This is a genomic window from Halorussus aquaticus, from assembly GCF_024218795.1.
Lineage (GTDB): Archaea > Halobacteriota > Halobacteria > Halobacteriales > Haladaptataceae > Halorussus > Halorussus aquaticus.
Genome location: NZ_CP100401.1, coordinates 153,294 through 165,538 on the forward strand (window position 1 = coordinate 153,294; position 12,245 = coordinate 165,538).

Sequence of the window (12,245 nt, forward strand, 5' to 3'; positions counted from 1 at the left end):
GGAGGGTATTCAAATATCTGCCGGGATTTTTATACTAGCGAGTTGGCTGTTACGACGGATGAGAACCGTACTCGCGTTCCTGCGGGCCGCGTTGGCGGGGTCACTGTTGACGGTACTGTACACGAACGTCCTCTATCCGGTGTCGGTCGCACTGGTCGGCGCGATACGGGGACCGGAGTCCAGTAACTCGGGGGACGGGGTATCACCCGGCGGAGAGTCGGCAGACGGAACTCCGGCAGGCGCGTCGTCGGCGAGCGCCGAATCGGCTGACGGCGAAACGAAATCGTCCCTCCCGACCGTATCGCTCGTCGTCGCGGCCTACAACGAGGAGGACGTCATCGCCGACAAGATAGAGAACAGTCTCGCGCTCGACTACCCGGACGAGCAGTTGGAGATACTCGTCTTCTCGGACGCGTCGAGCGACGCCACCGACGACATCGTCCGGTCGTACGCAGACGAGGGCGTCGAACTGATTCGGGTCGAGGGCCGGGTCGGCAAGACCGAGTGCCAGAACGTCGTCGCCGACCGGGCCGACGGCGACGTCCTCGTCTTCTCGGACGCCAACAGCATGTACGAACCCGACGCGATACGCCGACTCGTCGCCCGATTCGACGACGACGTGGGGTGCGTGGTCGGGGGTCTCCACTACGAGAACGTCGGCGACAACACCGGCGGCATCCCCGTCTACCGGCGGTTCGAGCGGTTCGTCCAGCGCGCGGAGTCCCGGACCGGGTCCATCGTCAAGGGGAACGGTGCCATCTACGCCGTCCGGGCTGACGACTACGTGCCGCTCGCGCCCGACCTGATGAGCGACTTCGCCGAACCGATGGCGATTCGGTCGCTGGGCAAGCGGGTGACCTTCGCGCCCGACGCGGTGGCGCGCGAACGCGCTCGCGACGACCTCGACTCCCAGCGCGACGCCGAGAACCGAATCACGACGCGGTCGTGGCACACGCTCTCGTCGTTCACCGAACTGCTGAATCCGGCCGAGTACGGCACGTACTCGGTCAAACTCTGGTCGCGGACGGTGCTACTGTGGCTCACGCCGGTCTTCCTCGGCGTCGCGGGGTCGTCCGCGCTCCTGCTCGCGCTCCTCGAACCAACGCGGATTCACCTCCTCGTTGCCGGGGGATTCGCGGCGTTCGCGCTCTCGGTCGGCGTCACCGCCGGGGCCAAGCAGCGCGGTCGCTCGGTCCCGCTTCCGCTGCAGGCGACGTACTACTTCGCGCTGCTCAACTACAGTCTGCTCGTCGGACTCTCGAACTTCCTCCGGGGTCGCAACGTCGTGACGTGGGACACCGACGAGCGGACCGACGAGACCGACGCGGGCGAGGCGACCGAGACCGGCGCGGTGGACCCGCAGGACTGACACAGCCGGATGGTTTTAGCGTCAGTTCGTCGTACGCCGTCTCGATGCCGGACAACCGAGAGCGAACCGGGGGGTCGCGGGTGACTTCGTCGCGGGCGACCGGGGGCGAACGGGAGGCGTCCGAGCGGACGGCTTCGTCGGCCGACGACGCGCGAACGTCAGGGGACGCACCGAGCGCCGACGCGCAGGTGTTGCACCTGCCGCACTTCGACTCGAATCCGTATCAGGAGAATCTGGCCGACGCGCTCGACGCGCGCGGCGTCTCGGTCACGCTGGCGAGCGGGTATCCGCTGGAGACGTTGCGGACGGTCGTATCCGAGGGGATTCCGGACGTGCTCCACCTCCACTGGATTTCGCCGTACCTCGTCGGCGACGGGCGACTCCGGACCGCGGCGAAGGCCGCGGCGTTCCTCGCGGGACTGTTCGTCGCGCGACTCCTCGGCGTCCGAATCGTCTGGACCGCCCACAATCTGGTCGAACACGAGCGCAGGCACCCGACGTTCGAGCGACGCTGCAAGCGACTCCTCGTGCGTCGGGTCTTCGACCGAGTGTTCGTCCACTGGCCGAGCGCGCGACGCCGCCTCGCCGAGGAGTACGGTCTCTCGGGCGACGAGCGCGCCGACCTCGTGACGATTCCTCACGGCCACTACGTCGAGGACTACGAGAACGACATCGACCGCGAGACGGCCCGAGACCGACTCGGTCTCTCCGACGACGCGTTCGTCTTCCTCTACTTCGGTCGCATCCGCCCGTACAAGCAGGTGCCCGCGCTGGTCGAGGCGTTCGGCCGACTCGACGCCGACGACGCCCGCCTCGTGGTCGCCGGAAACGCGACCGACGACGAGTTGCGCGAGCGCGTCGCCTCGCGGGCCGCCGCGGACGACCGGGTCCGGTCGGTCCTCGAATTCATCCCCGACGACGAGGTGCAGACGTACATGAACGTGGCCGACGCCGTGGTCTTCCCCTTCCGAGACATCTTCACGTCCGGCAGCGTCCTGCTCGCCATGTCGTTCGGGAGGGCGGTCGTCGCGCCCGAGTCGGGGTGTCTCCCGGACGTGGTCGGCGAGTCGGGCGGCGTCCTCTACGACTCCGACGACCCCGAGGGCCTGCCGACCGCCATCCGGGAGGCGCTGTCCCGAGACGTGGCGCAAATGGGTCGTCGCAACTACGAGACCGCGGTCGGATACTCGTGGGACGACGTGGCCGAGCGAACCGCCGACGCCTACGCCGAACTGCTGGCCTCGAACTGAGTGGGGTCCTCGCTCGTTCTCGCCGCCGCTACGGACCCAAGTTCCGCGCTATCTGGTCGGCCGTCCGCCGCAGGTTGTAGGCGTTCCAGACGAACCGGTGGCCGTCGAGGAGCGTGAGACCGCCGCCCGACGAGATGGTGTGTCGCCCGGCCGCTAGTGGGCCGTCCTCGTTCGGTGCGATTTCGGCGACCGCCTCCTCCGAGAAGGCGGTCGGCGTGAGTTCCGTCACGCGATTGACGACGATTCGGCGTCCGTACCAGTCGGCGCAGTCCTGCGTCGGCCGATAGAGGTCGCCGTCGGTCACCCACGGCGTGCCCGCCGGTCTGGCGGCGCGAACGTCGGTCTTGACCGGGTTGTTCGCGTGGGGACGCCACGGCCCTGTCAGTTCGGGCGCGTGCCAGAGGTAGAGGTTCGTGTTGACCATGTCGTCGCGCTTCGTGAAGAAGAGCCACCACCTGCCGTCGCGGCGGACCGGCGTCGGGTCCACGCCCGCCACGTCCGGTATCAGCGTTCGCTCGCGCTCCCACTCCTCGGGCGACTCGACCCGGTACAGCGCTATCTCGTTCGCCTCGTGCGTCTCGGGCGTCGCGTAGAGGTCGCCGTCGTGCCTGAAGAGGTACGGGTACGAGAGGTGGTACGGTCTGTCGAGTGCGGTCCCGACGGCGGGGTCGGGGTGGCCCTCGCCCTCCGTATCGTCGTAGTTCAGGTAGGAGATGTCTCCCGACTCGTCCTCGTAGGAGTACTTCTCGAAGAAGACGTAGGTGTCGCCGTCTATCTCCGCGGGAAACGGGTCGGCGACGAACTCGGTGTCGGTCGGCGAGGAGTACCACTGGACGGTGGGCGACCGCTCGTCGTCCGCGAAGTCCCGAATCGGCGCGTCCGACACCCCGATGCTCCACTTCTCGTAGCCCCGCGTCACCTCCCGAAGCATGGCGGCGGCCCGCCGCGCGTCGAACCGCAGAATCTGGGACGGACTCGGCGAGCGATAGACCGGCGCGTCCGTCTTCGAGGGAGTCTGCTCCAGATATCCCGCCTCCCCGTTCAGGATGTCGGTGGCGACCTGCGCGGGCCACCGCGTGGTACCCGACAGCGTCCGGTCGAGGTTCGCGGTCCACGAGAACGGCACCGTGGGGAAGTACCCCCGTCGCAGGATGACGCCGCCGTCGAGGCGCTCGGTCAACCGCTGTAACACCGCCCCGGTCACGGAGTTGTCCTCGTATATCTCCCAGAAGCACGGCGGCAGGCCCCTGTACTTCTGCTCGTCGCCGTGGTGGAACGACCAGACGCCGTACCGCGCCGCGTCGAGAATCTCGCCCTTGATGATTCCGAACGCGAACCGCAGGAGGAAGTCGAGGTCGAACGACCGTATTCGGTCGACGTCCGACGCCGAGAAGTACTCGGCGTACCCTTCCTCGCGCACGTCGCAGCGGATTCGCTCGACGCCGTCGAGTTCCGCGGACAGGTCCACGGGCTTTCGGGACTCACCGTCGCCCGCGACGTGGTGTTTGTACAGCCGCCACGACGACTTGTTCACCGTCTCCCTCGCGCCCTCGGACTCGACCGTCTCGACCACCGACTGTGCCATCTCCGCGACCCGGCCGAGACCCGACTTCGGAGCCGCGTCGTTGGCCCGTCGTTCGTCGACGACGAGGAGTTTCGGCCGGACGTTCTCCACGTCGAGCAGGTGTCGAACACACTCGGCCTGCCAGCGGTCGAACGTCGTGCCCGTACACATGATACCGAAGTCCAGCGTCGAACCGTCCTCGCTCATGGAGCGGGTTCTCCGTCGGTCGCCGACGCGGCGCGGAAACGACTCTCGTTGCTCTCTACGGTTGGAAAGACCCCTCTCATGTTCACCCCGACGGGACGACGGTGCGAGCGCTCAAATAGATCTCGGTAGTTTGACAGCCTCGGCGGCGGAAAATTACCGGTTGCGGACGCCGTCAGGGGTGCGCTGGTCGCTCGGCGCAGTCGCCGATTCGCTGCCCGTGCGCTGGCAGTAGGAGTCCGACCTGTGAACCCGCCGCTATCGTCCGAGACGTGCCGACTGTTCTCCGTGTCCGGAGACCGGACGCGTCTTCTGGCGACCCGCCGCTCAGACCCTAGTTTCGACCGCGTGCTGTACCGGACTACCACGGTCAGTATACTTATACCGGTCGTCGTGGAACGTTCCACGAAGCGACCGGTTCGAAGGGAGCGGACGCGGACCCGAATGGGGTTGCGGGACGAATGCGAACGCGAGATGTGGAAACTGGGCGAACCGGCGAGACCGCACGACTACGGGTGACGGTACGACTACCGATGTGGGAATAGAACGTGGGACGACGAACACTCAAAGCACTCGGCACCGCCGCGTTTACGCTACTCACGGTTCTGGGTCTGACAGCGGCGTCTTCGAGCGCTAAAGGATACGAAATTTCCATCTACGCCGCCTACCCGTCGTGGTTCTGGTGGGGACTCGTCGCCACGTTCGTTCTCGGAACCGTCGTCGTCCTCCACTCGAAGGACGTCGTCCACAGACGACGATACTTGGCGCTCGGCACCGGTATCATGCTGGTCGCCAACGCCTTCCTCCTCCTCATGCCGGTCGTACGGGGGTACGCCGTCTTCGGCGGCGGCGACATGTTCACCCATCTTGGGCGGGTCATCGAGATTCTCGAAACCGGCCACCTGAACGAGGGCAACTACTACCCCGGAATCCATCTCCACGCGGTGATGCTGATGGAGGTCACGGGACTGGACTACTACACGATAAAGAACGTGCTGGCACCCGTCTTCTCGGTGGCGTACTGGCTCGGAATCTTGGCGCTGGCGGTGCGCGTGACCGACAACTCGACCGCGTTCCACTACTTCGTCCCGTTCGCGCTCCTCCCGATTCTCAAGCGCTCTGAGGTGTACTTCGGGCCGAACGTGCTGAGTTTCAGCCTCTATCCGCTGCTGCTGTACGCGCTGTTCAGCGTCCGCCGCTCTCGCAATCGGTTCGTGACGCTGGTCGCGCTCGTCTTCTGTTACTTCATCTTCACCCATCCGGTCACGACGCTCATCGGTCTCGGGACTATCGCGCTGGTGGCGGCGTCGCGTCTCGTGACCGCCCGACTACGGGGCCACCGACTCCCCATCAAGCGGTCGGTCACGGTCGTCACGATTCCCGTCGCCGTCGGCGTCGTCTTCGTCTCGTGGTACTACTCGTTCCTCAAGATTCTGACGATGACGGTGAGCATGCTCGGGTCGCTCGTCTTGGGTATCGGCACGTCCCAGTTGGGAGAGTACTCGAACGCGCTCCAGAACGTGCCCCTCTCGCTCGCGGACCTCCTCGCCGTCGTCGTCTTCCGCAAGGGGACCGAGATACTGCTCACGGTCGGCACCGTGTTCGTCATCCTCTACCTCGCCTACCACGTCAAGTACCGCGACTTGGAACTGCGCTGGCAGTACCTGTTCTGGGTCGCCGGGTTCGGTCTCTTCTGCGCGCTGGCGGCCGCACTGCTCGTCAAACCCATCATGCTCACGTGGACGCGCGTCCTGAAGTTCGCCGAGTTCTTCGCCGTTCTCCTCGTCGCGACGGCGGCGTACGTCTACGCCGGTCGCTCTCGGCGGACGGTCGGCAGGCGCGACGTCGTCGTCGTGGGCGTCGTTCTCGTCTTCGTCACGCTCATCGTGTTCGGGACCTACAACTCGCCGCTCCAGCGAGAGACGAACAGTCACGTCCCCGAGACCCGAATCGAGGGGATGGAGTGGTACCTCGACAACCGGGACGCCGACCGGTTGGCCTTCGGGTTCAACTACCGATACGAACACGCGTTCGAGGGCGTCAGTCCGAATCCGCGAGCGTACGCCGAGCGGCCGATACCCGCCCACTTCGGCTACGACGAGAACGCGACGTTCGCCACGCGCAACCGGGTCGGGAGCTACCTGCTCGTGACCCAGCGTCTGGAGGAGTACTATCCGGCACTCCACCCGGAGTATCCCGAATACTGGCAGTTCACGCCGCGGGACTTCCGGCGACTCGACCGCGACGAGCGTCTCGGCAAGATATACGCCAACGGCGGACTCCGAATCTATCTGGCGAGTTCGGAACCGCCCGGGAGGCCCGGCGGCCAGAACGCGACGGCGGCACCCGCGACGCGCGTCGGCCCTATCCGAGGTGGACCTCGATGGAGTGGAGGATGACGGCCGAGAAGCAGGCGAGTCCGCCCGAGAGGATGAAGAACAACGACGCGATGGCCAGTCCGACCGGGAAGTCGCCGGTGTGGAACAGGTTGGTGAGCGCCCAGTAACCCAGTCCGAACCCGACGGTGGCCGTCAGGAACCCGGGGACGCCGATGAGCATGATGGGTCGCTCCTGTTCGATGAGCGTGAGGATGTTCCTGATGAGGACGACGCCGTGCGAGAGGGGATGCTGACTGTTCGAGTTCTCCGCGTCGTACGTGATTCGAGTGCCGACCTCCTCGATGGCGTAGTTCTGGTTGAGCGCGTGGTGGATGATGTCCGTGCTGGCGCTCATCTGGGTTCCGATGGCGTCGTCGCGGGCGATGCTCCGAATCGCCTCGGCGTCGTACGCACGGAACCCGCTCTGGGTGTCGCGTATCCACGACCCGTGCCCGATGGTCCCGAGACCGACGTTGGTCAGCGTGTTGATGACGAAGAGTCCGAACCGGCGGTAGAGCGGTACGTCGCTGTCGCCCTCGAACCGACTCCCGATGACGATTTCCGCGCCGCTCTCGCGCTGGGTCTCGACCAGATTCGGGACGTCAGCGGGGTCGTGTTGCCCGTCGCCGTCGAGTATCACCAGATGCTCGACGCCGAGGCGGTCGGCCTCCTCGAACGCGGTCTTGAGCGCGCCGCCGTACCCCTGATTGCGCCGGTGCTTGACGACGGTCGCGCCCGCCTTCTCGGCGCGCTCGGCGGTGTCGTCGTCGCTGCCGTCGTCCACGACGACGATGCGGTCGGCGAACTGTGCGGTCTCTGAGACGACCTCGCCGATGGTCTCGGCCTCGTTGTACGCGGGGATGGCGACCAACACCTCGGTCTGGTCCGCGCGTTCCTCGAAGGCTCCGGCCCCGATTGCGGCCTCCACGAGGTACTCCTCGGAGGTCTCGAAGTCGTCGATGGTCCGGGAGTAGTCGATGGGTTCGGACGGCGTGTCGTGCCATATCAGTCCGCTGAAACCGTACGTCTTCGCCACCCTCACGAGCGTCGATTGGGTCTCGTCCGACGAGTCGGTCGTGTCGAGGACGAGCGCCCCGGCCTCGTCGGCGATCTGGATGGACTCGCGAGTCGCGCTCCCGTCGTGACTGACCAAGACCGGGTGGTCGCGTATCTTCGCCCGCAGGGTCGTGCGGGCGATGTCCCCCGGCGTCGCTTCCGTGGCGTCGATGGCCACGGTCGGTCGCTGCGTCTCCGCGACCGACACTGGTTGGTCCTCTAAGTCCCTCATACGTGTCGTTTTCCCCCGCTAGACTCCTGGGCGTCTACCAGCATGAGATACTTAGTTACGTGTCTCGTAGAACGGGCGTTTCAGACGGTAACGTTCCAGAAATCCCGACTTTTTCGACGCAACGTCGGTTACCGTCGCGTGGAGCGTCGGTATCCGACCGTTGAACGCCCGTTCGACGCCGCGGTCGCCACGACGGAAACCGCCCGACTGAACGGCGAATCGGAGCGTAACGAACCGTTTTCGCTGCGCCACTAGTTGTCAAACGAAGCCTAGCGTCGCAGTTCCCGACGACGACTGGTTCGGACCACTCTGTGAACGCGCGAGGTCGAGGCGACGGTCACCCTGTTCTGGGTCGTCTGGCGCTCCGGCCCCGGTCGAGAGCCAGCGCACCGAGAAACGCGGCGAGCGGACGGCCGAGCCTAAACGGACGAATCGCTCGCCTCGCTCTCGAACCGTCCCGGCAATTTATTAGTCGCTCGCTGGTAGCGAGGCCGAGACGGAGGACTCGGTGTACGGACTCGCGCACGCTCCGGCAGATTCGCGCGAATCACGGTCGCGGCGTCTTTACAACGTCACTGACCCGAGTCCGGGAAACTCACTGGGGGTACTTCGGATGACATCGTTGTACATCGCACACACGCCGTATCACGTCATCTTAGCGAGCGCGCTCGCTTCGGACCGCGACGAATCGGGGGGCGACCAGCACCTGCTCGGGATTCTGGACTCGGACATGGAACCGCTGTTGGAGTCGATACGAGGAGCGCGCGACAACCCGTTCGACGAGGTCCGGACGCTGGCGGGGGCGGCCACCTTCGCGTCGAGAATCGCCCACACCTCCCGATTGACGCAGTTCCGAGCGCGGTACAACTGCTTCGTGGTCCGGCGGTACGTCGCCGACAACCGCACGAACGAGGTGTACTCGTTCAACGACCAGCGTCCCGAGGACCAAGCGGCGTTCGACGCGGTCACCCGGGACGATTCACTGCGCGAGGTCCGGCGGGTCTACGTCGAGGACGGAACGAGCGCGTACACCTACATGGGTCGGGAGTGGAGTTGGTTCGAGACGGTGAAGATGAAGCTGTTCTACGGCCGCTGGCGGACGCAGGTCGAGGAACACGGCTCTTCGAGGTGGGTGGACGAGGTCTACGGTTCGTTCCCCGACCACGTTCGCCCCGACCTCAGAACCCGTCCGGTCTCCGCGCTCCCGCGCGAGGCGGTGCTGTCGCTCGGCGACCGCTCGTGGTTCCGGCGATACTTGGAAGTGTGCGAGGTCGCCGACCGACTCGACGAACTCGACGGTGTCGTCTTCGTCGCGCTCTCTGAGGACGTGGACTTCGACGGCGAGTACGTCGAGACCATCGAGACCGTAATCCGGCGGTTCGCCGACCGCGGTGAGCGTATCGGCGTCAAGTACCACCCGCGAGAGTCGACGGAGTTTCTGAACCTCGACGGGAGTTCTGCGGTGGTCCTGCCGCGGGGCATCCCGGCGGAGGTCATCTTCGTCGCCAACCCCGACGGTATCCGGTTCGTCCTCGGGAACGTCTCCACGTCGCTGCTGACGGCGCGATGGTTGTGCGAGGACGTGACGGTCCTCTCGCTGGCGCGGGTGTTCAACAGCGACTTCGAACACCTACTCACGGTCTTCGAATCGCTGGGGATACGCGTCACTGATACCCTCTCGGAAGTCGCAGCGCCGCCGCGGTGAGTGTTCGGACTGAAACCGCACCAACCCCGCCGAACCCGGCGGGCGACGGATTTTTACTCGGGTTCGTAGTTTGTCACGCCATGGGTGACGGGGAGCGGGAGCTGTCGAGACTCGAATCGCGTTTCGAAGCGCTCTGGCCGATTCCGCGCAGCATCACCGGACCCGGGTTCCGGGAGAGTCTGGAGATTCTTCGGAAGGACGTTCCGCTCGACGTGGAGGGAGTCCCGTCCGGGACGGAGGTCTTCGACTGGGAGATACCCCCGGAGTGGCGGATTCGCGAGGCGCGGTTGACCGGCCCGGACGGCGACGTGTACGCCGACTTCGACGAGACGAACCTCGCGGTAGTGAACTACTCGGAATCGGTGGACGAGCGCCGCACGTTGGACGAACTCGACCCGCACCTCCACACGTTGCCGCGACTCCCGGACACCACCCCGTACGTGACGAGTTACTACGAACGCGACTGGGGATTCTGTCTCCCTCACGAGACGTACGAGTCGCTGCCGGAGGGCGAGTACCACGCCTACATCGACAGCGAGTTCGTGGACGGCGAACTGAACTACGGCCACGCGGTTCTGGAAGGCGAGAGCGACAGGGAAGTCCTCCTCAGCACGTACCTGTGTCACCCGTCGCTCGCAAACAACGAACTGAGCGGACCGCTCGTCCTCACGTCGCTCTACAGGCGGCTCCGAGACTGGGACCGCCGCAAGTTCACTTACCGGTTCGTCGTCGTCCCGGAGACAATCGGGTCGCTGGCGTACCTCTCGCGGTACGGCGCGCACTTGCGGGAGAATGTGGTGGGCGGTCTCGTCCTGACCTGCCTCGGCGGACCGAACGACACCCTCTCGTACAAACGGACGCGCCGCGGGAACGCCCTCCTCGACGAGGTCGTCCGACACCTCGACGAGTACACCGACGCCGAGTTCCGGTTCCGGCCGTTCGACGCGACCGGGTCCGACGAGCGCCAGTACTGTTCGCCGGGGTTCGACCTCCCGGTCGGCCAGTTCGCCCGGACCGTCTACGACGAGTACGAGGGGTATCACAACTCCCGGGACACCAAGTCGTTCATGGGCATTGCCCCGCTCGTCGAGAGCGCCGAGACCATCGAACGCGTCCTCCGCAACTTCGAGCGGGGCGGCTACTACCTCAACCAGAACCCCTACGGAGAGCCGATGATGAGCAAGCGAGACCTCTACCCGACCGTGAACGACCCCGCCGAGGGCGACGGGGTCGGACCCGACGGGTACGCAGACGGCGACCGCGACCTCGTGACCGACATGATGCGACTCCTCAACTACAGCGACGGGAGCCACTCGGTCGTCGAGATAGCCGAGCAGTACGACGCGTCCGTGGAGACGCTCGCCGGTCCCATCGACCGACTGCGAGAGGTCGGACTGCTGGAACCCGCCGACTACACGCCCGACCACTCCGACCGCTTCGAGTTACCGGCGGAGGAGTTCTGACGGTGCATCTCGTCATCCGCGCGGACGGCGGCCCGAACATCGGGTACGGACACCTGATTCGGACCGGCGCGCTCGCCGACCGTCTCCTCTCTCGGGGCCACGCGGTCACGTACGCCACGACCACGCCCGAGTCCGTCCGGAGCGTCTGTCCCGACGCCGTCGAAATCGCCGACCTCCCGGCGCGCGGCGACCCCGCTCCGTTCGTCGATTGGCTCGGTTCCGCGACCCCGGACGTGGCCTTCACCGACGCTTATCCGGTGGACACGGCGTATCAGCGCCGGGTCAGAGAGGCGGTCCCGCTGGTCGTCAATCAGGACGACGACCGACACGCCGTCTGTGCGGACGTGTTCGTGAACGGGAACCTCGACGCCGCCGGACGCGAGTACGCGTTCGTCGGTTCGGCCCCCGACCTGCGTCTCGGGACCGACTACGTCCTGCTCCGGAGCGAGATTACGGAACGCGCCCGCCGCGAACCCCCGTGGCGTGAGACCCCCGAGCGCGCCGTCGTCACGATGGGCGGGAGCGACACGGCCGAGTTGACGCCGATGGTCGTCCGCGCGTTCGACGGACTCGACCTCCGCGTGGACGCCATCGTCGGACCGGGCTTCTCCGAGAGCCAAGCGGTGGCGGTCGAGAACGCCGCCGCCGACGTGTCGGCCGACGTGACGGTCCGCCGAGACCCCGACGACCTGGCGGACCGACTGTTCCGGGCGGACTTCGCGGTGAGTACGGCGAGTAGCACCACGTACGAACTGCTCGCACTGGGGACGCCCATCGTCTGCGCGCCCGTCGCGGACAATCAGGAGTCGATAGCGGACGAACTCGACCGGCGGGACGCCGCGACGGTCCTCGGACGCGGTGCCGACGGGGAACGCTTCGCTCGGGCGATAGACGAGTACGCGTCGAGTTCGGACCTCCGGCGAGAACGGCGCGAGCGCGGCCGCGAACTCGTGGACGGCCGCGGGTCCGAACGCGTCTGTCGCGAAGTCCTCTCGCTCGCGGACGGTGTGTCGGACGTCTGAGG

The 12,245-nt window shown here is 66.2% G+C and carries 8 protein-coding genes; 6 read left to right on the top strand and 2 right to left on the bottom strand.

Annotated elements, in window-relative coordinates; translation table 11 throughout:
* Positions 1 to 58: 58 nt before the first annotated feature.
* Positions 59 to 1,369: a glycosyltransferase family 2 protein gene (locus NGM06_RS19205; RefSeq protein WP_254270379.1), complete on the top strand. Its 1,311-nt coding sequence runs from the start codon at positions 59 to 61 to the stop codon at positions 1,367 to 1,369.
* Positions 1,370 to 1,413: 44 nt separating this feature from the next.
* A complete protein-coding gene (locus NGM06_RS19210) occupies positions 1,414 to 2,619 on the top strand; it encodes a glycosyltransferase (protein ID WP_254270380.1) in 1,206 nt (401 codons plus the stop codon).
* A 28-nt stretch (positions 2,620 to 2,647) separates the two neighbouring features.
* Here the strand turns inward: NGM06_RS19210 and NGM06_RS19215 are convergent, their stop codons facing one another.
* The gene (locus NGM06_RS19215; RefSeq protein WP_254270381.1) at positions 2,648 to 4,390 is read right to left on the bottom strand and encodes a glucosamine inositolphosphorylceramide transferase family protein; all 1,743 of its coding nucleotides are present in this window, start codon (positions 4,388 to 4,390) and stop codon (positions 2,648 to 2,650) included.
* A 545-nt stretch (positions 4,391 to 4,935) separates the two neighbouring features.
* On the opposite strand from NGM06_RS19215, the gene NGM06_RS19220 reads away from it, so the two are divergent.
* Positions 4,936 to 6,786, top strand: a complete 1,851-nt coding sequence (locus tag NGM06_RS19220) for a hypothetical protein (RefSeq protein ID WP_254270382.1) — start codon at positions 4,936 to 4,938, stop codon at positions 6,784 to 6,786.
* Here the strand turns inward: NGM06_RS19220 and NGM06_RS19225 are convergent.
* Complete coding sequence (locus tag NGM06_RS19225; protein WP_254270383.1) at positions 6,752 to 8,053, bottom strand: glycosyltransferase family 2 protein; 1,302 nt, start codon at positions 8,051 to 8,053, stop codon at positions 6,752 to 6,754. The genes NGM06_RS19220 and NGM06_RS19225 overlap by 35 nt on opposite strands.
* Before the next feature lie 613 nt (positions 8,054 to 8,666).
* On the opposite strand from NGM06_RS19225, the gene NGM06_RS19230 reads away from it, so the two are divergent.
* The 3 genes from NGM06_RS19230 (at position 8,667) to NGM06_RS19240 (ending at position 12,243) form a co-directional block, all read left to right on the top strand.
* A complete protein-coding gene (locus NGM06_RS19230; RefSeq protein ID WP_254270384.1) occupies positions 8,667 to 9,758 on the top strand; it encodes a polysialyltransferase family glycosyltransferase in 1,092 nt (363 codons plus the stop codon).
* Between the two features lie 80 nt (positions 9,759 to 9,838).
* Complete coding sequence (locus NGM06_RS19235; RefSeq protein WP_254270385.1) at positions 9,839 to 11,221, top strand: DUF4910 domain-containing protein; 1,383 nt, start codon at positions 9,839 to 9,841, stop codon at positions 11,219 to 11,221.
* 2 nt (positions 11,222 to 11,223) lie between these two features.
* Positions 11,224 to 12,243 (top strand): PseG/SpsG family protein, encoded by a 1,020-nt coding sequence (locus tag NGM06_RS19240; RefSeq protein WP_254270386.1) that lies wholly within the window; start codon positions 11,224 to 11,226, stop codon positions 12,241 to 12,243.
* Positions 12,244 to 12,245 lie beyond the last annotated feature (2 nt).